Genomic DNA, 23,689 nt, shown 5'->3' on the forward strand with positions numbered 1-23,689 from the left:
AGATGCATCCGATGAAAATTTACCGCAAACCGTTCGCGAGCGAGCCGCTGTTTCCGTTCGAATTCGTCTATCGAGATAAAAAAAGCCCGGAGCGGGAGCTTCCGGACCATCTGCACGATCAATATGAGTTTTTTTACGTCTACATGGGCAAGGCGGCGTTCTTCATCGATCAGAAGCTGTACGACATTAAGGCCGGCGACCTGCTGCTCGTGCCGGGCAATTCGATTCACCGCTCGTTCCAGGACCCGCAGGACCCGGTGACGTCGACGGCCGTTTTTTTCGCCCCGGGCTTCGCCTCCTCGGGCGACATCGGCGAGCCGTACAACAGCTTGCGCTGCTTCGAGCTGGCCCGCAAACGCAAGCATTACCGGCTGGAGCTGGACGAGCCGCTCCGCCTGGCTACGGAGGAAGCGATGGAGCGGATCCGCGACGAGCTGGCAAACCAAGCGGTCGGCTATCGCCACGCCGTCAGCCTGCTGCTCCAGCAATGGCTTCTTCTGATCAACCGCCACGTGAACAGCGCGATGGACAAGGATGCGAACGAATCGGGCATCGGCCCGCAGTGGATGAAGGACATCCTTCACTATATCGCGACGCATCCCGACGCCGATCTCGGGCTGGCCGCGCTGGCCAGGCACGCCTCCGTCACGGCCGCGCACTTCTCCCGGGTGTTCAAGCAGATTACCGGCATGAACGTCACCGACTACGTCAACGCCAAACGCATCGTGCTGGCCAAGGAGCAGCTGCTCGGCACCGACGACAACGTCAGCCTGATCGCCGAGCGCTGCGGCTTCGAGAGCCTGCCCCATTTTCACCGCGTATTCAAGAAACTCACCGGCACAACCCCTGCCGGCTATCGGCGGGGCTAGTTCGATTCAACCGCAGCTTTCCCCCTAACGGACAGAAGCACCGGAGCGACGGCTGCGGTCAGCGCGATAATGAACCAGAAAGGCAGGCTCATGTGCGACTGGTACAGGGTTGTCGCGACAATCGGGGTTACGATGGCGGCGATGCCTTGCACCGAGGCGACGAGGCCGGCTACCCCGCCCTGCTGCTCCTTGGAGACCGCGAGCGACGCGGCCGACATAAAGCCCGGCATCGACAAGCCGGCGCCGACTCCGAACAGGATAAAGGCGAAATAATAGAAAGCCTGACTGTCCGAGTAGAGGAATACGAGCAGGCCGAGCACGACGAACAGAGCGCCTGCCAGCATCATCGTTTTCGGCTGCAGCTTCGGCCCCTTCATCTGAACGGCTTGCACGGCCAGCATCGCGAAGCCGGACAGCATCAGTCCGACGGATACCATACGCGCCGTTCCTTGACCGGTCAAATGCAGCATGTCCTGAAAATAAAATCCGCCGACGACCTGGATGCCGATCACTCCGGTCATCGTGGCGAACCCCGCCAGCAAATACACCCGCAAGCCCGGACGGAACGGATTCACCTTGGCCGGCCTCTCCCTGGCGACCGGCTTGGCCGGAGGAATAAACAGCAGCGCGACGGCGAATGCCGCAAAGGACAGCGCCGTGCCGAAATACAGCGGCCACAGCAGACCGATTCCGGCGAAAACTCCCGCGATCGCCGGGCCGAACACCAGCCCCATCCCGTTCGCCGCGCTAATGACGGCCATGCCGGCCGTTCGCTCCCGCCCTTCGGTAACGTCTCCCATATACGCCTGCGCCGAGGACAGAACAGCCGGAATAAACAGACCGATCATGCCGCGCGTCGCAATGAGCAGCGCAACGAGCGGCCCGCCGGAAATCCAGTCGTGCAGTCCGGCGTACAGCGCCAGGGCGAACAGCAGACAGCTGATCCCCATCCCGACAAACCCCGTCAAAATAACGGCTTTCCGTCCTCGCGTATCGCTTAGGCGGCCCCAGACCGGCGCCATAACGGCCATCGTGACGGAGCCCAGCGAGATGATCCAGCCGGAATGGCTTTCGCTTAAACCCAGCTCGCGGATGAGCGGCGGCATAATCGGAGCGATCAGCATCAAGCCGAGCATGGCGGCGAATACGCTGAAAAAAATGCTTGCTTTGATTCGGAACATGCGAATCGTTCTCCTCTCCTTCTCCTGTCTCGGAACTTTACGTTACAGGAGAGAAGAACCGGCTGCCGCCTTCGTACGGAGTTTCCTCCCTCCGCACGGATTAATTCGCCCTCCGGAGCGATCAGTAGATTCGTTTGACCGCGGACGGATTGATGCCGTACGTTTTACGGAACTGCTCGGCGAACGCGCTAACATTGCAGTAGCCCGTCTCGATCGCCGCCTCCGTTACGTTGGACGCTCCCGTACGCAGCAAATTCATCGCGTGCTTCATCCGCGTTTGCCGCAAATACTCGTAGACGGTTGTGCCGTAAAGCGCTTTGAAGCCCTTCTTGAGCTTGTAATCGTTAATGCAAGCCAATCTGGCCAACGCCAGCAGCGACGGCGGATTTCTCATCTGCGCTTCGAGAATTTCCGCCGCCCGCCGCAGCCTGCGAACGTCTTCCCGCGAAAGTCCCTCCCGGACGGGCGTCGGCTCGAACAGCTGCGTCAGATAAAGATTAAGCAGCTCGTAAGCGGCGGATTCCATCAACAGCGGAGCGCGCGACGCCCCTTGCGCGTCCTCGATCAGCCTCCGAACCAGCATTAAGCCCCGTTCGTCCGGCACGAACTCAAGCGTCCGGAAGGCGAGGCCTTTCGTCAGCCGCTCGAAATGCGAGTCGCCTTGACGATCGCGCGCCGCCGCGTACTCGAACAATTCCACCGGTATTCCCAGCGTAAACGAACGGAACGTTTCTTCGCAGCCGATGTCGAATTCGACGTCGAAGTCCTGCATCAGCAGCAGAGCGCCCTTGCCGCTCTCCAGCGTAAAATCCAGCCCGGAGACGCAAGCGGAACGCCGGCCGGACAGGGCGAATTGCAGCTCGATCATCCGTTCCCTCGTAGCGAAGCGATTCAACTGCCGCGAATGCAGGCGATATTCCGAATAGACGATCTCGATTCCGCTGTAAGTGCTCATCCGGTGAATGCTTCCGCTCCCCGCCGACGGGGCGACGGCATAAGTCGTCGGACCGACGCGGGAAACCGGCGCGGTGTCGAAATAAAGCTGATAAATGGCGTCCAAGGAGGCGTCCATGCCCGTTCCCTCCTAACATGAGAATCATTCTCAGTAGAGTGTAACCCAGTTCTCTTCCTTTTTCCAGCCCCTGGCCCGAATCGGGTATTGCCAATCTTTTCGCGGTTGTTCATAATTGTGAATGAGAATGATTATCATCTATAACTCTATCGAAGGAGTGCAGCCTGTGAACGATGCCAAAGACCGTGTTCCCCATGCTTACGGAGAATCGCATTACCTGACCGCCCCGGACGGCCGCAAGCTGCATTATATGACGAACGGCGCGGGACGGCCGACCGTCGTTTTCGAATCGGGCATGGGCTTTTCCCGTTCCACTTGGGGTCTGGTTCAACCCGCCGTCGCCAAGCATACGCGAGCCGTCGTATACGATCGCGCCGGAACGGGACGAAGCGGCGAGGCCCCGGGTCCGAGAACGCTGCGGCGAATCGTCGACGACCTGCTGCTGCTGCTCGACGAGCTCGGTCCGGGCCCGTTCGTGCTGGTCGGCCACAGCTGGGGCGGCCCGATCGTCCGCGCCGCCGCCGCGGCCGTTCCCGAGCGGATTCGCGGCATCGTGCTGGTCGATCCGAGCGACGAGAACGCCGATCTGTATTTCAAGCCCGGAACGGCGAGATGGTTTGCCTTTTCCCGCATTCTGTATCCGGTACTTGCGCGTTTGGGACTCTACCGCCTGCTCGGGAGCAAATACGGCAGCGTCCAGCCTCCCGATATCGCCAGAGACCACCGCGAAGAGGATTTCACGCCAAGGGCCGCCCGCACGGCGGGAGCGGAGCTGAAGACGTTTTTGCCGGAGTTGGCCGCACTGCGCGAGCGTCCGCCGGCGCTGGGCAGCCTGGAGGTCAGCGTCATCTCCGGCACGCAAGTGAATCGCCAGGAGCGCAAAATTCGCCCGGCCCTCGTCGAGGCCCATCAAAAAACGGCCGCCTCGTTAGAGCGCGCCCGTTGGGTAGAAGCCGCGAATTCCGCGCACCTGGTGCCGTTCACCGAGCCGGAGCTGATCGTCGCGGAGATTATGCGTTTGCTCGATCAGGCAAGCAGTTGAATCCCCGATAGAACGAGGCCGATAAGGAAACCGCACAAGGCGCCGTTGACGCGTATCCACTGGAGGTCTCCGCCGATTTTCTCCTCCAGCATGGCGACGAGCTCCTTGTCGTTCATCTTGTCGATATTGTCCCGGATCAGCAGCCCGATGCGGTAGTGGTTCGCTTCCACGGTGTCCGCGACGAAGGCGAGCACTTTGCGCTCGATGCCTTCGACCGTCTCGGGCTCGGCTTGAAGCTTGCGCACGATGTAGCGAAGCGCGGACACGACCCGGCGTCCCCCCCGCTCCATCTCCCCTTCCAACGCGGAGAGAATCGAGCCGCACAGCGATTCCATCCGCTCCAGCAAAAACCGCCCGCTGTCCGGATGCTCGATTTTGTCCACGACCCAGCTTTTGCCGCGCTCCAGCAGCTCCTCGTTCTCCGCCGCCTGGCCGATCTGACGGCGGATTTCCGCCAGCAGCTTCTCCCGGTTTTCGTTGCCCGGCATGAGCAAATCCCGAATGCCCGACAGCAGCAGCTGCTGGATCATCCCGCCCAGCTTGTCCTCGTTCATAAAACCCGCGAACGCCTGCACCGCAAAGCCCATAAATCCGCCAACCTTGGCTTCGGACACTTTCTGCATGGCGATCGAGCCGAGCATGTAGGCCGTCTCAGGCTTGCCGGCCCATGCCCCGCCCTGCCTGAGCGCGTAATCGAGCGCCCGCTCGTCCAAACGTTCGCGCACGACGGCTTGCGCCGCTTTGCCGGCTAGCGGCTGCATGTCGGTACTCCGGATCGCTTCGGCGATCGCGCGCTGAAGATAAGGCGCGAACGTCTCCAAGGGCAGCCGGGCGACCAGGCCGTGCGCCAGCTTCAGGACGCCTACGCGGTTGCTCCGCTTCGCCGCCAGCCGGGTCAGGGCCGAGCCCGCCGTCTTCATCAGCTGAAACTGCTTCAGCTTCTCCTTGATGCTCTCTTTGTTCAACAGCTCGTTTTCCAGCGCGGACACGAGCGAACGGGCGATTTTATCGCGATTTTTGAGCAGCAGCGACGTATGCGGGATGGGGATGCCCAAAGGATGGCGGAACAACGCCGTTACGGCGAACCAGTCCGCGAAGCCTCCGACGAGCCCCGCCTCGAAGCCGCCCTTGAGCAGCTCCGTCACCGGATGATAAGGCAGCAGCAGCGTGACGATAAAGCCGGCTCCCATCGCAATTAACGACAGCAGCGCGATATACCTTGTTTTCATTGTTTTCATGGATGATGACCTCGTATGGAAAGATTAGGCGTCAGCTTCTAGTATAACCTATCCGGGCCGCCAAACCGAAACGGGATTGTCGGATCGCCTGCGCGCCAACAAAAAACCGCGCAGATTCGCGCGGTTTTTAGTACGGATATTCGACAAGTCCGCGTCCGTATTTAAGCGGCTTGCTTCTGCGACTCGGCCTCCGGCGCCTTCGTCTTCTTGACGAACAGCGCGAGCACGACCGCTACGATCGCGAAGATCATCCCGACCTTGAACGAGTTGTGAATGCCCGCGTTCAGCGCCAGCGCCGGAAGCTGCTCGGGAGAAGCGTCGGCAGGCGGGCTGGTGAAGAAGTCCTTCGTTCCGTTGGTCATGATACTGATGAAGAACGCGACGCCGATTGCGCCGGACACCTGCTGCAGCGTATTGAGAATCGCCGTGCCGTGCGGATAGTAGGCGCGCGGCAGCTGGTTGAGGCCGTTCGTCTGCACCGGCATCATGATCATCGAGATGGCGACCATCATAATGCAGTGGTACAAAATAAGCGTGCCCTTCGTCGTCTCCAGGTCGACCGTCGTGAACAGGTACATGACGATGACGAGAATGATCGCGCCCGGAAGGGCCAGCACGCGCGGACCGAACTTGTCGAACAGCTTGCCGGTCACCGGGGACAGGAAGCCGTTCAGAATACCGCCCGGCAGCAGGACGAGACCCGCGGCGAAAGCCGTCATGAGCAGACCCTGCTGCAGGAAAATCGGCAGCAGCATCAGCGTCGAGAACAGCGACATCATGACGATGATGAGCAGCACGGTGCTGAGCGAGAACATCGGCGACAGGAAGGCGCGCAGGTTAAGCATCGGCTGCTTGGACACCAGCTGCCTCCATACGAACAGGATGAGGGCTATGCCTCCGATGATAAGCGTCCAATACACCTTCGGCTCGGCCCAGCCGGCCCCCTCGGTATCGCCCACGTTGCTGAAGCCGTAGACGATGCCGCCAAAGCCGATGGTGGACAGGATGATCGACAGAACGTCGACCTTCGGTTTGGTCACGTCCGTCACGTTCTTCAGATAGAGCGAAGCGATGACAACGGACAAAATGCCAAACGGCAGCACCAGGTAGAACAGCCAGCGCCAGTCGAGCGATTCGAGAATAAGCCCGGACAGCGTCGGTCCGATTGCCGGAGCGAACATGATGACGAGGCCCATGCTCCCCATCGCCGCGCCGCGCTTCTCCGGCGGATACAGCACGAGAATGGTGTTCATCATGACCGGCAGCATCAGACCGGTACCGAACGCTTGAATAATCCGGCCCAGAAGCAGGACGGGGAAGCCCGGAGCGATGGCGCACACCAGCGTTCCGATGGAGAAGAGCACCATCGCGCCGATGAACATCTGCCGGGTCGTGAACCATTGCACGAGCAAGGCGGACACCGGAATAAGTATGCCGACGACGAGCATATAGCTGGTGGACAGCCATTGAATGGTCGTATACGGCACGTTAAGGTCGATTGTCAGGTCGACAAAAGCGATATTGAGCAGGGTTTCGTTCAAGATGGAGAAGAACGCGCCGATGATCAGCGTGATCAGGATCGGCAGGCGCTTGATGTTCTCCAGCTCCTTGTACTGCGGCCCCGCCGCGTTGTCTGCGGTATTCATTTTTCTCTGTTTCCTCCATATCCAATGATGGATTATTATGTCCAGCTTTCCTACTATACCATCCGCTAAGTAAATCTTCAAACGTTGATTTCCAGCCTTTTTACGGCTTGACAAGGAAAATAACGGCTGTCTATAATAGCACCATATTACACGCAAGGAGGCTGAGGAATATGCTTAACATCGCGAACGAATGGGTTGCCGCGTCGGTTGTTCTCGGGCATAGCCCCCGGTCTCTACGGAATGTTGCGCTGTAATGCTTTTCGCTTAAGCAAGCGGGATCGACGTTTGCTTACCCGAGTTGCATATGCCGACCGCCAGAGACCCTCCGGTTTCTGAGCGGTTTTTTTGCGCGCCGATTCGCTCGGCGCGAAGCCGGGGCTGTCCCATAAGCCAAGCAAGCTGCTCTGAAAAATAATCGACGATAAAGGTGCAAGGGGGACATCCCCTGTTCCTGGTCTATCGATTATCCCGAGCGGCTCCGCTTATGGACAGCCCCGTTCGTTTTAAAAAAATCAAATCATAAGGGGTTTTCCAACGATGAATCCGATAACCAACGAACTGCTCGCCGCTTACGGCTGGAACGAGCATTGGCGGCAGGCGCTTGCAGCGCTGGAGCAGCCTCTGCGCGACTATGCGCCCGCGCGTGTCGTCGCTCAATTCTCGCACTCGTACAACCTGATGACCGCGGACGGTTCGCACAGCGCGTCCGTCACCGGAAAATTCGAATTTCTTGCCACCAAGCGCGGCGACTACCCCGCCGTCGGAGACTGGGTGCTCGCGGAGCCCCTGCCCGGGGAGAGGCGTTCCGTCATCCATGCCGTCCTGCCCCGCCGCTCCGCGATGGTTCGCAAAGTCGCCGGAGCCGCCGTCGAGGACCAGATTGTCGGCGCCAATCTCGATTATTTGTTTATCGTGAACGCCTTGAACCAGGACTTCAACCTGCGCAAAATCGAACGCTACATGATCGCCGCCTGGGACAGCGGAGCCGCTCCGGTCGTTCTGCTCACGAAAGCGGATCTGTGCGCCGATCCGGAAGCGTTCGTCGAGCAAGTCGGGAGCGTCGCTCCCGGCGTGCCGGTTCACTGCGTCAGCGCGCTGACGGGCGCAGGCAAGGAAGCGCTTGACGCCTACCTGAAGCCCGGAGCGACGATCGGCATCACGGGCTCCTCCGGAGTCGGCAAGTCCACGCTGCTGAACTGGCTGGCCGGACGAAACCTCCAGTCGACCCAAGGCATTCGCGAGGACGACGCCCGCGGCCGCCATACGACGACCCATCGGGAGCTGTTCCTGCTCGACTGCGGGGCGCTCGTCATGGATACGCCCGGCATGCGGGAATTGCAGCTATGGGATGCGCAGGATGGCTGGCAGCAGGCTTTCGCGGACATCGAACGGCTTGCCGCAAGCTGCCGTTTCCGCGATTGCAAGCATGACGGCGAAGCCGGCTGCGCGATGCTCCGGGCCTTGGGCTCCGGCGAGCTCGACCCGAAACGGTACGCCAATTACCGCAAAACCGAGAAGGAGCTTGCGCATCTGGCCCGCAAAGAGCGGACGGCCGCCGCCAAAGCCAAAGGAAGCTCCAAAGGCAAACGGCCGCCCTCCGCCGGAAGGGCGGAACGGCGGCCGAACAGGCTGCTTGACGATAGGGACGACGAGTAGGATCTCGGAAGCGCTAGGGCGTGTATGCAAACCCGCTCAGGGGCATCTTTCACCGCCTTTTCGCCCCCTGCTGCGTCCCTTTGACGTACCCCCGGTACGCCTTCGCAAAAGTTCCTTGCATGGAACGAAAATTCGGCAATATCTGCTATCCTCGGAGGTTGCATACACGGCCCTAGGCCAAATACTTGTTTTTCACGATGCGAAGATGGTGCATTCCGTGGCCGGCAACGACGTAGGCCAGAGCTTTAACGCTCATGACGGTATTGCTGGCCGTGCCGGTTCTGGCCCACGCCTCTTCCGTCAGTCCCCGGACGAGCGTTAACGTCGCTCTGCGCACGGAGATGAAGTTCTCGATCAGGTCGGCCAGGGAATAGGCGTCGAAATCGACGTATTTCATATACTCGTCCTGCTCGAAGCCCGGGAGCGGCGTGGCGTCTCCCCGCGCGATGCGCAGCAGCCGGTAGCTCATGATTCGCTCCGTGTCGGCGATGTGGCCGATCACTTCTTTAATGCTCCACTTGCCCGGCGCGTAGCGGTGCTCCGCCTTGTCCAACGGAAGATCGGATAGAAATTCGGAAGTCGCCTTCAAATCGTCCGTCAAAATATCGACAATGCTGCCATCCGGAACGAGATCGATATAGGTTCCGAAATGTCCGCCGTATTCTTCCTTCGCCGGACGTTGAGTCAAGCTGCTCATCAGTCATCTTCTCCTTTGTCCATCATATAGGCAATCAGCAGCGCGGCGGTGTTCATGACGGCGTCCGCATGCGTTCGCTCCATTCCGTGCGAAGCATGCACGCCGGGGCCGATCAGCGCCGCGCGAATGTTGCCGCCTCCGCGCAGAGCGGCGGAAGCGTCCGAGCCGTAATACGGGTAGATATCGACGGCATGGGGCAGTCCCTCCCGGCGCGCGAGCCCGATCAGCCGCGAAGTCATGCCGTAATCGTACGGTCCCGAAGAATCCTTGGCACAGATCGAGACGTCCCGTTCCGTCGTCGACAGGTCGTCCCCGATCGCCCCCATGTCGACGGCGATCAGCTCCGTAATGTCCGGCGGAACGTAGGAGCTGCCGTGGCCGACCTCTTCATAGGTCGACAGGATGATCTTAACGGTTCCGGCGGGCCGGACGCCCTCGCGCTTCAGCCACTCCATGACGCCGAACAGCGCCGCGACGCTTGCTTTGTCGTCCAGATGCCGGGATTTGATCCATCCGTTCGGCAAAATCCGGGTTCGGGGGTCCCAGGAGACGTAATCTCCCGGAGCGATGCCCAGCCTCTCCGTCTCCTCCTTCGTCCGGACAAGCTCGTCGAGGCGGATTTCCATGTTCGCCTCTTCCCGCTTCTGGTCCCGCACGTCGGCATAGACGTGCACGGAGGGCTGCGTCGACAGCACCGTGCCCTCGTACGTTCTGCCGTCCCGGGTATGTACGAGGCAGTATTCTCCCTCTACGGTCTGCATCGCGTATCCGCCTACGGGCGTAAACCGCAGCATTCCGTTCGGCTTGATCGAGCGGACCATCGCGCCGAGCGTGTCCACATGAGCGGTCAGCGCCAGCGTGCCGCCCGCTTCGTCATCCGCTCCGGGAAGCGTAATGACGGCATTGCCCTTCGGCGTCATCTCCAGGGCGAAGCCCAGCTTCTCCGTCTCGGCGCGTACAAGCTTCATCACTTCCATGCAGAAGCCGCTGGGGCTCGGCGTCGCCAACAGAGCTTCGAGTATTCTCATTATATATGCCCGGTCGAGCGCAGGCTGTAGTGCTTTTGTCATGTTTTCCCACCCCTTTCTGTGTAAAAAGCCGCGTTTCCGCGACTTTTTGATTGGACTTTAAACGCTGAATCTTTGACGGTAACCGCATTTGCGGCACAACTCCTCGACGACTTCCCTGCGGGAGAAGCCATCGTACAGCCGGGTCGCGCGTTCGTCCTCAATGATTTCCGAGAACGGCTTGGCGTGCAAGTTGCCCAAATTGATGACGCCTTCCCCGTCGAGGCAGCAAGGAATGACCGTGCCGTCGACCAGGACGCCCGCCTGGTTGCGCAATGCGTGGCAGAAGCCCCGCCCTTCGTCTTCCTTCTCCTTCAAGTCCGGCCACTTGAACTCTTCCTCGTGATTCAAGTATACGCGCTCGGCGATTTTTAGGCCCTGGCCTCTCACAAAACGTTCCTCGATCCGGAAATCCAGGTTAAACGTCTGCTGAATCTGCTCCAGAATTTCGCGGTTGCGGTCGTTCTTCACGTTCGTCTCGTTATCCGGCGTCAAATTCCACAAACGCAAGGAGGCGATCATATCGGTCGTGGCGACCGCCTCTTTGACAAAATCGAGCACGCTTCCCACATAGCCTTCCTTGTCGACCGAGCCTTCATGCCCGTCGAAGCTGTGCAGCGAGAAATTCATCTGCCTGAGCGCGGGCTTGCCGAGCAGCTTATGCCGGTTCTTGCCGAGAAGCGTGCCGTTGGTCGTCAGGTTGACCTTGAAGCCTTTGTCATGGCTGATGTCGAGCAGCTCGTCGATCTTCGGATGAAGCAGCGGCTCGCCCTTCACATGGAAATAAATATATTCGGCATGCCCCCGAATCTGATCGAGCGTATGCTTGAAGGCGTCGATTTTAATGAAGTTCGCCTGACGTTTCGTCGGAGGACAGAAGCTGCACGCAAGATTGCAAATGCTCGTGATTTCGATATAAAACTTTTTGAATTTCTTCAAGTCCGGCGCTCCAATCTGGTCTGCTTATTCGATCGTTTCTTCATTATAGCATACCTCCCGGCATCCCTCCTGCGGCATTCCCGGGATATCCGCTTAAGCTTTATCCTCGTAAAAGACATGCTTTGCTCTCAACGCGTTCCCGACGATCTCGAAAATACCGAACGAATACAGCGGCTGCTTTCGTTTGTCCGTAGGAGAGCCGGGGTTGAACACGAGCATGCCTCCGGCCGTCTTGCGAACGGGAATGTGCGAATGCCCGTAGACGAGCGCGTCCAGCTTCGTCCCCTTGAACGCTTCGAGCGCATACGCTTCCGTCGATGCGCGCTTGGCCGCGCCGTGGCCGTGAACGAGCCCGATCCGGCATTGCTCGAACTTCAGCAGCTTGCGAAGCCCGAATCGGGCCTGCAGCTCGGCTCCGTCGTTATTGCCCGCCACGCCGTAGACCGGACCGAACGCGGCAAGCTGCTCATAGACCGACGGCTTCGTCCAGTCCCCGGCGTGCACGATCGCGTCCGCCTTCTCCAGCTCTTTCAGCAGTCTGTCCGGCAGCTTCTTCGCCATTCTCGGCATATGCGTATCGGATACGACGACGATTCTCATCCGCTCCGACCTCTTTTCCCTTGCGATGATATCGCCCTAACTAAAAATGTCTCGATCTGCGAGCGGTGGTGCCGATTATGCCAGACGAACCGCTGCAGGGCGACATCCAGCGTCACGCTGCCCAGCGCCTGCGTGCGCAGCTTGCGCTTAAAATCCGCCGGTTTCAAATTCTTCAGCAGTATAGCGAAGCGGGTATGCAGCGTCTCCAGAAGCAGCAGCGAATGCTCGGGCGGCAGCTTTCCGTAATCCGGCAATTCCGCCCACAGATCCTCCCGATAAGAGCCGGCCAGCGGCTCCTCCTCCGTCAACGCCCGCTTAAAGCGCAAATAAGCGTTCATATCGTTGTCCGCCAGATGATGAACGATCTGCGCGATCGTCCACCCGCCTTCCCGATAAGGAATAAGCAGCCGCTCTGGCGGCAGGCCGGCGATCAGCTTGCGAAGCTGGTCGGCCAGGCCGGGAATTTCCCCGATCAGGGCGCGGCGTCCCTCATCCGTCTGATCGCCAATCGGCTCGAAACGCCCGATGGGAAATCGAATATCGTTCATAGCTCCATTCCTCCAGTGACCGGCGATAGCAGACCTCAAATCCATTTTACGACCGTGCCGATAAAATAAGCCGCCGGAACGAGCACCAGCTGCGCAAGCATCGTGCCGAAAAACCGCGTCGTCATCATCAGTACGTAGATTTTGCCGAGCTGCTCCCGCCGCTGCGGGTCGGTTAACGCTTTGTCCGTAATCAGGCCGAGCTGAGGATCGATGAATACGGTGAGCAAAATGGTCGCCATCCCGTTAATGATGCCCGACGCCTGCGAGGCGGTCGTGCTGAACTGCGGCAGAAGATGTGCGGCATAGAGCGACGCGAGAACTCCGACGGTGTAGAAGGAGGTGACGACCATATTGAGCAAAATGAACTTTTTGGATATGCCCAAATAGCGGTATTGGCTGATCCGCAGCCGCGGCACTCGCAAATACCGCTTGGTGTTGCGCAGTTGGCCGAGCGTTACGCTGGAAATCAGCCTCGGGATCGAACCGGTCACTTCCAATCTGCGGATGACGATCGCGAACAATCCGACAAAGCTGGGAAAAAGAACGATCGCCACGAGCGTGCCGACGGACGATGCCAGCAAAATGACGCGCAAGTAGCGAAGCAGATCGAACGTCGCATGGTCTCGCGCGAAATCCACGAATTTGGCGGTCAGCGGCGCCTGGATGAGATTCGCCGTCCGGGATACAAGCACGATAATGCCGGTAAGCGACAATGCGACGGCGATCTTGTTCAGTCTTACGCCGGCTAATCGGATGGAGTAGGACAGCGTCTCGGCGGCGTGAATAATCATCGTCATCGCGAATACAATCAGCAGCTGTTGTTCCATTCGCTCAGATCAACTCCGAATCCGGGAAACGTCTTCCCGCGGCTCAGGACATTTGGAAGATGCTTTTCCAGTCCCCGATCAAAATGATGAATATCGGCTCGTTCTTCGAATCGAAAAAGCCGAAACTGATCGCATACAGGTGTTCCTGATCGTAATTCCATAATTGAGCTTTCTCGTCCAATGCCTCCATCGCGTCTTCCGTTTCCGCCAGCCGATAGGTCAGACTCGTAGATCCGCCGCTCAACTCGTCGTCGAACGCGTATTGAAGTCCGTACCTTTCCGCGACGTCCTTCTTGCCGCTGCCCAAGCCGATCCCTCTGGCTGTTTTGAACCGGCTGCTCGCATTGTCGTCGGCTGCGATTCGGAAAGAGGCCGCGACGTCGTCCCTGAAGAATACGCCCAGACCTTCGTAATTTTCATAGGGGAAGGTCGGCTCCTCGTCTTTCTCGTACAGCCGCTCAATCTCCTCTCTCGTCATCCCCAGCTTTAACGTCGCTCCCGTAATCGAATCCACGATCGTCAAATCCTCGGCGCTATACGCGTTGGGCGCATAGCCGCGATTCGGATCGGGAAGTTCAGGCTCGTCCCGACCGAGGCTCAGAAGAAAAAACAGCAGCACGATCAGTCCGTTCGAATAAGCTTTCACTTGGTTTTCAGCCCCCTGCGGCAATCTTTCGTTTTCTATAATCTTTTGATCATGTACAGCAGCAACTCATCGTCCGCGGTTACCGTCTGCCCCGGTCGGACGACTTCGTTGGCATAGGTCAGTCCCCTTCCGTCCATGACGTAACCGCGTTTTCCATAGAGGCGCTGGGCGTTCCCGTAATCCGCATACAATCCGACGCCGAGACCGACCGCCCTGGACGTTCGGGCCGCAATCGCCTCCAGCTCGTCCAGCAGCGCCCCCGCGATTCCCATCCTCCGCTTATCGGGAAATACGTTCAGATCGTTAATTTCCGGAATCCCGTTTTCGCGAAAATAAGGGTAGCCCGAGCGGTAAAGCAAATGGCAGCAGCCCGCCAGCTCCTCTCCGCCGTAGGCCATCAACGTCACGCGGCCTCCCTCCCGGTTCTCGTCAAGACATCGGGCAAAGTAATCTCCCCGCTTGTACCAGGGATAGGTGTCCGTAAACCGTTCATCCAGCAAACGGGCCTCTTCCCTAGTATATAGCCGCTTTAGCGAAATCTTGACCGCCAAAGATCCTCCCACCTTCCAAACATTGGACATAGATACGATTATAGCAAAACCTTCCTCGGACGAGTACCCGTTCTTTACGCAGCCTGGCACCAACCTCGGCAGATTTCTCTCCTCGAAAACCCCACTTCTGGCCCACGATACTCGACAAATTCGGTTATTGCCTCTCGAAAAACCCCACTTCTGGCCCACGATACTCGACAGATCAGGTTATTGTCCCTCGAAAATCCCACTTCTAGGCCACGATACTCGACAGATTCGGTTATTGTCCCTCGAAAATCCCAGTTCTGGCTCACGATACTCGACAGATTCGGTTATTGTCCCTCGAAAATCCTAGTTCTGGCCCACGATGTTCGACAGATCCGGTTATTGCCCAAACGCTGCGCGCCCACCTCTCCTGCCCGATGCCAACCGCAGAAAAAAAACGCCTTACGGCGTTTTTTCAGATCGTTCATTCCCCTCATTTCAAGTCCCCTGCAGCACCAGCTTCAAACGAATGATCTCGCTCCGGCTGCCGAGACGGATCGGCGGGCCCCATGACCCGAAGCCGGAGGAGACGACTACGTGCATCGCGCCCTTGCGCATGTAGCCCCAGTCCAGCTCGAACAACCGCCTCGTGAACAGGTAGTTCGGCCAGAACTGTCCGCGATGCGTGTGACCGCTAAGCAGCACGTCCGCTCCGGCTTCCTCCGCTTTCGCGAATTGCGTCGGCTGATGGTCCATCAGCAGCAGCGGCTTGTCCGGCTCCAGACCGTCAAGCAGCTCCCGCACCGCCAATCTGCCGTCCGGTCCGGACGCTTCGGCGGTTTTATCCTTGCGGCCCGCGACATAAAGCCGGCCCTCGATGTCGACCGTCTCGTCGCGCAGCACCCGAATGCCGAGCGCCTTCATCTCCTCCACGTAACGATCCGTATGCCCGCCGTAGTATTCGTGGTTCCCGAGCACCGCGTAGACGCCGTGGGCGGCCTGGAGCCGGCCGAGCAGCTCGCCCATCCGGTTGCGCAGAAACGGCTCGATCGAATCGTCGATGACGTCTCCGGGAAGCAGAATCAGATCGGGCTTCATCGCATTGACGCGTTCGATGAGGCGGCGCAGATGCTTGCGGCCCACGAGATTGCCCAGGTGAATGTCCGAGGCGACGGCAACCGTCCATTCCGCCTTCCCTCCGGCCGCCGGCTTGTCAATCCGCAGCTCGTGCATGCGAACGACGGGACTCCAGGCGTTGCGCGAGCCGACGAGCAGCAGGATGGCGATCAGACCAAGCGCGACGCTGCCCGAGACGACGATATATTCTTCCGTCACTCCCGCCGTCAGCCACAGCGCCAAGCGGACGATGTCCGCCGCAATAAACAGCAGCAAGCCGATCTCCATGACGAAAATATACACCGATCCCGCCACCTTCAGCAGGCGGCCGATCGGCTTGAGCGGACCCGGAAGCGGAATCCTTCCCAACACGAAACCGTAAGCGAGCAGCGCGAACGGAATCCAGAAGCCGTACGGCGAGTAGCCGAGACCGACCGCCGTGGACCATTCCGCGACATGCCAGCCAATGTAGAAATTAAGAGCCGCGTACACGGTAAGCAGCAAAGAAACGAGGACGACAAACCGAGGTTGGATTTTCATCTGTGAACGGACTCCCTACTTTCCCTATCTAGTTATGAGGAGATTATAGCATAGAACAAGCCTTGAACTAAAACCGCTCAAGGCTTGTTCCTTTCGTATTCGCAATCGGTCCCAGATTTAGCGTTCCGACAAGACGGCTTGCGGCCGTTCCTGCATGACCGCCCGCGACCAGCGCTCGACGTCCCGCCGAATGACGGCCCGGCGGGCGGAAGCTTCGCCGCGTCCGCGCAGCGTTTCGCGCGTGCGGTGGAGCAGCGATTTGACCGCGGAGACGGAGACGTCCGTCGCCAGCGCAATCTCTTGCATCGAGTATCCGAAGAAATGAAACAGCAGCCAGATTTCGATGTTGCGCCGGGGAAGCCGCTCCGCCAGCCATTCGATCGTGCCCCGCACCTCGGCGTAATCGCTGTCCTCGAACACGGCGTTTTGCCGGTCGTGGTGCGCGGCGGAAAGGCGCCGTCTCTGTCTCTTGCGGCAGGCGTCGATCCATAAATTTCTCGCCACGCGGATCAGGAAGGGCTTGACGTCCACGTAAGGCTCCGCGTGAAGGAAGAACACGAGCGCTTTCAGCAGCGTCTCCTGAAGCAAATCCTCCGCGTCCCACTTCGATTTCGTTAAGTACCAGCAGTAATTTTGCAGCTCGCGAAGATGCGGCAGCACCCTGACTTCATATTCGGAGTACGCGCCCATGCCCGTCTCCCTCCTTTCCCGCCCGGGGACCCTTATTCGAATCTCAGCGCTTCGATCGGCTTCAGCTTGGCCGCCTTGTTCGCCGGGAACATGCCGAACACGACGCCGATGCAGACGGAGAACGCGAAGGCGATCAGAATGACGTTCGCCGAAAAGGCGATATCCATATTAAAGGCGGACGAAGCGCCCTTGGCCGCTCCGATGCCGATGCCAATGCCGAGCAAGCCGCCGAGCCCGCTCAGCACCATCGATTCGATCAGAAACTGGATCAGAATATCCCGTTTCTTGGCGCCGATCGCCTTGCGAATGCCGATTTCCCTCGTCCGCTCGGTGACCGACACGAGCATGATGTTCATAATGCCGATGCCGCCGACGAGCAGGGAGATGCCGGCAATGCCGGCCAAGGCCAGCGTCAGCGTGTCGGACACCGAGGTCAGCGCCGACAAGGCGTCGCTCTGGTTGAACACCCGGTAGCTGTCCGTGTTGCCGCGAAAACGGCTGCTGAGCGATTGCTCCAGACCGGCCACGACCGCATCCATCTGCTCGGTCGACGCGACCTGCACGTAGATCGTCCGCACGCCCTTCGTCTTGAACAGCCGCTCGAACGAGGTTTCCGGAATGATGACGACCTCGTCGTTCGATCCCGTCATCGTGCTGCCCTTCTCGGCCAGCACGCCGACCACCTTGTAGCGCGTGCCCTGAATGAGCACGTATTCCCCCACCGGGTCGGCGAAGCCGAACAGATCGGAGGCGGTCGTATAGCCGAGCACGGCGACTTTCTGGTACACGTCCAGATCGATCTGGGCGACGAAACGCCCCGACGCCACTTCGTATTCCCTCACGTTGGCGTAATCGGCGTTCGTGCCGACGACGCTGACGCTCTCGCTCGACGATCCGAATTTGACCGTCGCATTCTGCGTGTTCGCCGGCGCGATATACTGGATGCCCTCGACTTCCTCCCCGAGGGAGGCCGCTTCGCCCGCATCCATCGAATTGGCCGACCCGCGCCCGAGAACGTTCACCGTCAGCAGGTTCGTGCCCAGGCTCTGCACCTGCTCGGTGACGGATTTCGTCGCGCCCTGGCCAAGGGCGACGAGCGAGATCACCGCCGTTACGCCGATGATGATGCCCAGCATCGTCAGCAGCGATCTCAGCTTGTTGGACAGAATGCTCTTGATCGCCATCTTGAAAGCCTGCATAACGCTCATCCCGGCACCGCCTCCTCTTCGTGCAGCCGCCCGTCCTGAATGCGGACGATCCTTTTCGCCTGCTGCGATATGCCGGGATCGTGCGTAATCAGCACGATCGTGTGTCCGAGCGCATTCAGCTCCCGGATGAACCCCATGACTTCGACGCCCGTCCTCGTATCCAGCGCGCCCGTCGGCTCGTCCGCCAGCAGAATCGGCGGATTGCCGGCCAGCGCGCGGGCGATCGCCACGCGCTGCTGCTGGCCCCCGGACAGCTCGACCGGACGGTGGTGAATCCGTTCGCCCAGTCCGACCTTGCCCAGCGCGTCGACGGCATGCTGCCGGCGCTGCTTCGCGGGAACTCCGCGGTAGACGAGCGGAAGCTCCACGTTCTCGATCGCGGTCAGCTTGGGCAGCAGATTAAAGCCCTGAAAAATAAAGCCGATTTTACGATTGCGGATTTCCGCGAGCTTGTTCTCGCGCAGCCGGCTGATCTCCTCTCCGTCCAGCCAATATTCTCCGGAGGAAGGCGTGTCCAGACAGCCGATCACGTTCATCAGCGTCGACTTGCCGGAGCCCGACGGGCCGACGATGGCCACGAAATCTCCTTCGTTGACCGTTAAGCTGACGTTGTCGAGCGCGTTCAGCGTTTCTCCGCCCATGCGGTATATTTTGTTCAGATTGCGGATCCGTATCAGCTCTCCGGCCGTGGAGACATGCGATTTGCTCATCAGCGTCCACCGCCTGCCCCTGCTCCCCCGCCGGCGAATTGGCGGTTGGCTCCGGCACCCATGCCGCCTCCTCCGGAGAAGCTTCCGCCGCCCCCTCCTGCGGGGAAGGCTCCGCCTCCCAGGCCCGGGAAGCCGCTCTGCATGTTCGTTCTGTTCGCGCCGGAGCTTGAAGTCGTCGGCAGCACGACAAGATCTCCTTCCTTCAGGCCGGATACGATCTCGATGTTGTCCTCGTTATTGACGCCGACCTGGACCTCCACCCGGGCCGTGGCGAACGCTCCGCCTCCCGCTGCTGCCGCGCCGCCGCCTTGGCCGCGCTCGGCCATAAAGCGCTCGCGCATCGCCTCCCGCTCCTCTTCGGACAGGTTGCCGAACCGCTCGGTTCCCCCTTCTCCGCCGGGAGCGAAACCGCCCGGCAGCGTCTCACCGCCGGCACCCGGGCCGGCTTGGGCTTGCCCCGTTCCTTTTTGGCCTTGCTGAGCCTGCCCCGTCCCCTGTTGAGCTTGCCCTGTCTCCTCTTGTCCTTGCTGAGCCTGCCCCGCCCCCTGTTGAGCTTGCCCTGTCTCCTCTTGACCCTGCTGAGCTTCCGCCGTCCCCTCTTGACCTTCCCGGGCTTGCCCCGTTCCCCGTTGTCCTTGCCGGGCTTGTCCGCCTTGCGCTCCGTCCGTTCGAGCCGGAGAAGTTGCCTCCGAAGAAGGCGCCCCCGCCCCGACCGCGCCTTCCGAAGCGCTCGCCGGCACCAGGACGAAATATTTGCCCTGCGACGATTGGACCGCCTCCACCGGCACATAGAGCGCATCCGTCTTCTGCGCCGTCAGAATGCTCGCCTCGGCCGACATGCCGACCTTCAGATTGTCGGCCGCCGCCAGGGCGATCGTCACGTCGAAGGAAGCGACGCCGTTGCTGGACGTGCCTTCGTCGGCGATCGTCACCACTTTGCCCGTGAACGTCTGATCGGGCAGCGCTTCGACGAGTATCGACGCCTCCTGGTCAAGCTTCACCTTCGGAATGTCCAGCTCGTCGATGCCGACGACCATCTGGAGCTGCGCGTAATTGACGATTTCTCCGACGGTCGTATTCGGATTGACGGTATCTCCCGCCTTAACCTCGAACGACGTCAGAACGCCGTCGATCGGAGCAAGAACCGGCTCGGTGCCGTTATCCGTCTTCAGCGAGGCGATATCCGCCTGCACGCTTTCGATATCCAGCTCCTGCTTCTGGATGCTTAGAGCGACCGCATCGCGGCTCTCGTCGTCGGCGGCGGACTTGAACTTCGTCTGCAAGTCCTGCAGCTCCAGCTTTTTCTTCTTCAAATCGATTTCCTTGCTCCGCAGCTGACTCGAGTTATCCTCTTCCTCGTATGTAACAAGCACATCGCCTTTCTTGACCGTATCTCCTTTTTTCGCATGCACTTTCTCGACGGTACCGGAGCTGCCGGCCGTAACCGTCTCTCTGGCGGAGGGCTGAATGTTGCCCGTTCCGCTCACTTTCACCTCGATCGTTCCTTTGCGGACTTGCGTTGTCGCCTGAGCGGCCGCAAGCGGCGCTTCCTTCTTCCCGTCGAAATACCGGTAGCCCGCCCAAGCGCCCCCCGCGATGACGACGATCGCGAGCGTCCAGCCCAACCACCTTAGCCAGTTCCTTTTCATCCGACTCGTTCACCTTCGCTTTATCTGATCTTGCCGCCTATTATGAGAGGGGAACCTTAGTTCCACATGAGCGCGGGCTGAATGTTTGCTGAACGTCTTTTTTCAGCATTCTTTCAGTTTTCTCTCAGCACAAGTTAAGCTGCATCGCTCATAATGGAGGAACGACGCAAACGCCGCCAGGAGGACGACTACATATGGCCAAGCAAGCGCAAGGCATCAAAGTGATGCTCGTCGACGACGAGCCGAATATTTTGCAGTTTCTGGAGCTGGGACTTGGCAACGAAGGCTATAAGGTTGCAGCGGCGCAGGACGGACGGGAAGCGCTCTCCCTCGCGGAAAGCTTCGAGCCTCACGTCGTCGTTCTCGATGTGATGATGCCGGGGATAGACGGCTTCGAGGTGTGCCGCGAGCTGAAAAGCGCGAGGCCGGTAGCCGTCATCATGCTTACGGCGAGAGAGGAAGTCGAGGACCGGGTTAAGGGGCTGTCGATCGGGGCGGACGACTACATGCCCAAGCCGTTCAGCTTCGCGGAGCTCCTCGCCCGCATTCAGGCGAGAGTGCGCAACCAGTTCCCCCATCTGCTGGAGGAGGTGACGATCGGCCCGTTCGCGATCGATGCGGCGCGCAAGGAATTCCGCTACCGCGAACGCCTGCTCGATCTGTCGCCGACCGAATTCGAGCTGTTGAAGCATCTCGTGATCCATCACGGACACGTGTGGAGCAAAAGCGCGATTCTCGATCGCGTATGGGGATACGATTTCGGCGGAGAGGACAACATCGTGGAGGTGTATATCCGATCGCTTCGGGACAAGCTTCAGGATCGGGAGCACAAGGTGATCCGGACGATCAGAGGAGCGGGCTACCGGGTGGATCCGATATGAACCGGCTTGCGGCCTGGCTGCAAGGCGTACGTCCCATTCTGTTCCCCCGCTCGCTTCGTTACCAGCTGCTGTCCCGCATCCTGCTGATCCTTGCGGGGCTGCTGCTCGTCCTCGGGCTGTCCCAGTACGTCTTCTTGGAACGTTTTCTCTACCAGAACCGGGCGGCCGCCGTTCAGAGACAGGTGCTCTCGGTGCCGGGAGACATCTGGGAGAGACTCACCTCCTCCAATCGTCGCGGTCCGGCCGAAGCGTTCGTCTTTTTCCCTTCCTCGTCCGTCGCCTATTTGAACAAACAGGGACGCTTCGCCGTCTTGACCACGAACGGAGCCGAGGCCGAGAGCGCCGTTCCCAGACTGTCCGACGAGGATTACGGAAACGCGGCGAAGCGGACGCGCAGGGACAAGCCGCTCTATCGCGTCGTAAACGGGGCAAGCGGGGAGCAGCTTGTTGTCCTGCAAGCCGTCCGCTCGTTCCAGGGAACGGGCGGCGTCGTCCAGATCGCTACGGGAACGGCGCCCCTGAAGTCCGAGCTGTACCGGCAGCTGAGGCTGTATCTGGCGCTGGCCTTCGCCGCTCTCGTCTGCGCGCTGCTCGTGTTCCTGCCCGCCATTCGGCGCACGCTGACGCCGCTCTCCCGCATGGTCGAGACGGTCGAACGGATCGATTCCGGCAAGCTCAGCGAGAGGCTGCCCGAGCCTGCCGGTCCGATGGAGATCGATCGGCTGTCCCACTCCTTCAACCGGATGCTGGAGCGCCTCGAACGCTCGTTCCGCGCCGAGCAGGAAAGCCGCGAGCGCATGCGGCGCTTCGTATCGGACGCCTCGCACGAGCTGCGGACGCCGCTGACGTCGATCCACGGCTTCCTCGAAGTGCTGCTGCGGGGCGCCGCAGCGGACCCCGACCAGCTCGGCAAAGCACTGCGCAGCATGCACGGAGAATCCGAGCGCATCAACAAGCTCGTCGGAGACCTGCTGCTGCTCGCCAAGGCCGACCGCGCCTTCGACGCGCGGCTCGAGCCAACGCAGCTGGGCCCCATCCTGAGCGAGATGGAGCCCCAATTCAAGCTGTTGGCCGGCGAGCGCCAGGTCCGATTTGACCTGCGCGAGACGGAAGAGCTTCCGCTGGATGCCGACAAGGTGAAGCAGATCGCGCTGAATCTGTTCCAGAACGCGATCCAGCATACCGATGCGGCGAGCGGCGTCATTGCGGTATCGGTGCGGCCGCATCCGCGAGGCGCGGAGCTGACGGTCGCGGACAACGGACCGGGCATCGCGCCGGAGCATCTGCCCCGCCTGTTCGAGAGGTTCTACAGAATCGACGATTCCCGGGCCAGGAAGCTTGGCGGCGCGGGATTGGGCCTCTCGATCAGCCGCTCGCTGGCCGAGGTGCACGGCGGATCGATTCGGGCCGAGAGCCGCTTGGACGAAGGGAGCGAGTTTATCGTATTCTTCCCCCATGGACGGCGGGAAACGGACCCGGCGGACGGCGGCAGAACCGGCGGAACGCCTCCTGAAGCCGGGTCCGAAGATTAACGGTCCATGCACTGAATGCCCTCGAACAAGGTCGCCATATAATACTTCCGGTCGTCCACGTCGACATCGGTCACCTGGCAGCCGATTTTTAACGCCATCAGCGAAATGCGGCCGCCGATCGAGCTGACGCGGTACAGCCCCCGATCGGTGCACGCGAAAATCTCCTGCCCCCGCGCCACGATGGAGAAAATAAAGATGCCGGCCATCCGGCAGCGGTCGAATCCTCCGCGCCGGTTGCCGCACAGCAGCTCCCCGTGCTCCGTGGCGCCGATGATCGTGCCGCGGTGCACGGCCAGGCTCGTCACGGCCGTATCCAGCTTGCAGTTGATCCAGCTCGTCGTCATCCGGTCGAGAATCGATACGCCTTCGTTCGTACCGAGCACGACATATTGAGGCAAATACATAAAGTCGTAGACGGTTACGTCGGAGCGCATCATCACGCGCCATTCTTCGCCTTCCGTATACCACAGGCCGCACACCGTAGACGCCAACCCGACTTCGCCGAACTGCTTGTACTGATAACAGCCGAGAGACAGGCCGGCGGTGTACCACATCCCCTCGGAGCAAATAAACAAGCCTTTGTTGGAGCAAGCGTAGAGCTGATCGTCGTACGCTTGCAGACGGTTGATATGCGTCTGGTCCGTCAGCCCCTCGCTGATCTCGACCCATTCCTCCGCCGCTTCCTTTTTATAGACAATGCCTTTCCCCAACGGGGCGGCAACCAGTTCGTCCTCCGATAACCTTTTGACCGAGGAGAAATGAAACACCAGTCCTCCCGGGTTCGTCGATATTTGCATCGCCAATTCACAGCTCCTTTTCG

23 protein-coding genes are annotated in these 23,689 nt (G+C 60.0%); 5 read left to right on the top strand and 18 right to left on the bottom strand.

What is annotated here, in order from left to right; translation table 11 throughout:
* Positions 1–11: 11 nt before the first annotated feature.
* Entirely contained in the window at positions 12–869 is an 858-nt protein-coding gene (locus ACFFT4_RS08660; RefSeq protein WP_378046787.1) for a helix-turn-helix domain-containing protein, read from the top strand.
* Here the strand turns inward: ACFFT4_RS08660 and ACFFT4_RS08665 are convergent.
* Positions 866–2,050: an MFS transporter gene (locus ACFFT4_RS08665; protein ID WP_378046789.1), complete on the bottom strand. Its 1,185-nt coding sequence runs from the start codon at positions 2,048–2,050 to the stop codon at positions 866–868. The two genes, ACFFT4_RS08660 and ACFFT4_RS08665, sit on opposite strands and share 4 nt — an antisense overlap.
* 121 nt (positions 2,051–2,171) lie before the next feature.
* Positions 2,172–3,122, bottom strand: coding sequence for a helix-turn-helix transcriptional regulator (locus tag ACFFT4_RS08670; protein WP_378046791.1), 951 nt, complete (start codon positions 3,120–3,122; stop codon positions 2,172–2,174).
* 166 nt (positions 3,123–3,288) lie between these two features.
* Between ACFFT4_RS08670 and ACFFT4_RS08675 the strand changes: the two genes are divergently transcribed.
* Positions 3,289–4,164 carry an alpha/beta fold hydrolase gene (locus tag ACFFT4_RS08675; protein ID WP_378046793.1) on the top strand — a complete coding sequence of 292 codons (876 nt, stop codon included), beginning with the start codon at positions 3,289–3,291 and terminating at the stop codon, positions 4,162–4,164.
* Here ACFFT4_RS08675 and ACFFT4_RS08680 read toward each other — a convergent pair.
* Together ACFFT4_RS08680 and ACFFT4_RS08685 are read right to left on the bottom strand one after the other, a co-directional pair.
* Entirely contained in the window at positions 4,149–5,402 is a 1,254-nt protein-coding gene (locus ACFFT4_RS08680; RefSeq protein WP_378046794.1) for a DUF445 domain-containing protein, read from the bottom strand. The genes ACFFT4_RS08675 and ACFFT4_RS08680 overlap by 16 nt on opposite strands.
* A 161-nt stretch (positions 5,403–5,563) precedes the next feature.
* Positions 5,564–7,048, bottom strand: coding sequence for an MDR family MFS transporter (locus ACFFT4_RS08685; protein ID WP_378046796.1), 1,485 nt, complete (start codon positions 7,046–7,048; stop codon positions 5,564–5,566).
* Between the two features lie 537 nt (positions 7,049–7,585).
* Here ACFFT4_RS08685 and rsgA point away from each other — a divergent pair.
* The gene (rsgA, locus tag ACFFT4_RS08690) at positions 7,586–8,704 is read left to right on the top strand and encodes a ribosome small subunit-dependent GTPase A (protein WP_378046797.1); all 1,119 of its coding nucleotides are present in this window, start codon (positions 7,586–7,588) and stop codon (positions 8,702–8,704) included.
* 172 nt (positions 8,705–8,876) lie between these two features.
* Here the strand turns inward: rsgA and ACFFT4_RS08695 are convergent, their stop codons facing one another.
* The 13 genes from ACFFT4_RS08695 to ACFFT4_RS08755 form a co-directional block, all read right to left on the bottom strand.
* The gene (locus tag ACFFT4_RS08695; protein ID WP_378047181.1) at positions 8,877–9,392 is read right to left on the bottom strand and encodes a DinB family protein; all 516 of its coding nucleotides are present in this window, start codon (positions 9,390–9,392) and stop codon (positions 8,877–8,879) included.
* An 8-nt stretch (positions 9,393–9,400) separates the two neighbouring features.
* Positions 9,401–10,471 carry a M42 family metallopeptidase gene (locus ACFFT4_RS08700; protein WP_378046798.1) on the bottom strand — a complete coding sequence of 357 codons (1,071 nt, stop codon included), beginning with the start codon at positions 10,469–10,471 and terminating at the stop codon, positions 9,401–9,403.
* 57 nt (positions 10,472–10,528) lie between these two features.
* The gene (locus ACFFT4_RS08705) at positions 10,529–11,407 is read right to left on the bottom strand and encodes a radical SAM/SPASM domain-containing protein (RefSeq protein WP_378046800.1); all 879 of its coding nucleotides are present in this window, start codon (positions 11,405–11,407) and stop codon (positions 10,529–10,531) included.
* 93 nt (positions 11,408–11,500) lie between these two features.
* Positions 11,501–12,007 (bottom strand): metallophosphoesterase family protein, encoded by a 507-nt coding sequence (locus ACFFT4_RS08710; protein WP_378046802.1) that lies wholly within the window; start codon positions 12,005–12,007, stop codon positions 11,501–11,503.
* Positions 12,004–12,555 carry a YfiT family bacillithiol transferase gene (locus tag ACFFT4_RS08715; protein ID WP_378046804.1) on the bottom strand — a complete coding sequence of 184 codons (552 nt, stop codon included), beginning with the start codon at positions 12,553–12,555 and terminating at the stop codon, positions 12,004–12,006. The genes ACFFT4_RS08710 and ACFFT4_RS08715 overlap by 4 nt, the downstream gene beginning before the upstream one ends.
* Positions 12,556–12,590: 35 nt before the next feature.
* Positions 12,591–13,382, bottom strand: coding sequence for a lipid II flippase Amj family protein (locus tag ACFFT4_RS08720; RefSeq protein ID WP_378046806.1), 792 nt, complete (start codon positions 13,380–13,382; stop codon positions 12,591–12,593).
* A 43-nt stretch (positions 13,383–13,425) separates the two neighbouring features.
* On the bottom strand, positions 13,426–14,028 hold the full coding sequence (locus ACFFT4_RS08725; protein WP_378046807.1) for a hypothetical protein: 603 nt from the start codon (positions 14,026–14,028) through the stop codon (positions 13,426–13,428).
* 35 nt (positions 14,029–14,063) lie between these two features.
* Positions 14,064–14,528, bottom strand: coding sequence for a GNAT family N-acetyltransferase (locus tag ACFFT4_RS08730; protein ID WP_378046808.1), 465 nt, complete (start codon positions 14,526–14,528; stop codon positions 14,064–14,066).
* Positions 14,529–15,041: 513 nt separating this feature from the next.
* Positions 15,042–16,199, bottom strand: coding sequence for a metallophosphoesterase (locus ACFFT4_RS08735; RefSeq protein WP_378046810.1), 1,158 nt, complete (start codon positions 16,197–16,199; stop codon positions 15,042–15,044).
* Between the two features lie 117 nt (positions 16,200–16,316).
* Entirely contained in the window at positions 16,317–16,889 is a 573-nt protein-coding gene (locus ACFFT4_RS08740) for an RNA polymerase sigma factor (protein WP_378046812.1), read from the bottom strand.
* A gap of 32 nt (positions 16,890–16,921) precedes the next feature.
* Positions 16,922–18,097, bottom strand: coding sequence for an ABC transporter permease (locus ACFFT4_RS08745; RefSeq protein WP_378046814.1), 1,176 nt, complete (start codon positions 18,095–18,097; stop codon positions 16,922–16,924).
* Positions 18,094–18,807 (bottom strand): ABC transporter ATP-binding protein, encoded by a 714-nt coding sequence (locus ACFFT4_RS08750; protein WP_378046816.1) that lies wholly within the window; start codon positions 18,805–18,807, stop codon positions 18,094–18,096. Before ACFFT4_RS08750 ends, ACFFT4_RS08745 begins: the two co-directional genes overlap by 4 nt.
* Positions 18,807–20,456: an efflux RND transporter periplasmic adaptor subunit gene (locus ACFFT4_RS08755; protein ID WP_378046818.1), complete on the bottom strand. Its 1,650-nt coding sequence runs from the start codon at positions 20,454–20,456 to the stop codon at positions 18,807–18,809. The genes ACFFT4_RS08750 and ACFFT4_RS08755 overlap by 1 nt, the downstream gene beginning before the upstream one ends.
* Positions 20,457–20,650: 194 nt before the next feature.
* Between ACFFT4_RS08755 and ACFFT4_RS08760 the strand changes: the two genes are divergently transcribed.
* A complete protein-coding gene (locus ACFFT4_RS08760) occupies positions 20,651–21,337 on the top strand; it encodes a response regulator transcription factor (protein WP_378046820.1) in 687 nt (228 codons plus the stop codon).
* Complete coding sequence (locus ACFFT4_RS08765) at positions 21,334–22,869, top strand: sensor histidine kinase (RefSeq protein ID WP_378046822.1); 1,536 nt, start codon at positions 21,334–21,336, stop codon at positions 22,867–22,869. Before ACFFT4_RS08760 ends, ACFFT4_RS08765 begins: the two co-directional genes overlap by 4 nt.
* Here ACFFT4_RS08765 and ACFFT4_RS08770 read toward each other — a convergent pair.
* Positions 22,866–23,666: a hypothetical protein gene (locus tag ACFFT4_RS08770; protein WP_378046823.1), complete on the bottom strand. Its 801-nt coding sequence runs from the start codon at positions 23,664–23,666 to the stop codon at positions 22,866–22,868. The two genes, ACFFT4_RS08765 and ACFFT4_RS08770, sit on opposite strands and share 4 nt — an antisense overlap.
* Between the last annotated feature and the right edge of the window lie 23 nt (positions 23,667–23,689).

It is taken from the genome of Cohnella cellulosilytica, assembly GCF_042431195.1.
Classification (GTDB): Bacteria; Bacillota; Bacilli; order Paenibacillales; family Paenibacillaceae; genus Cohnella; species Cohnella cellulosilytica.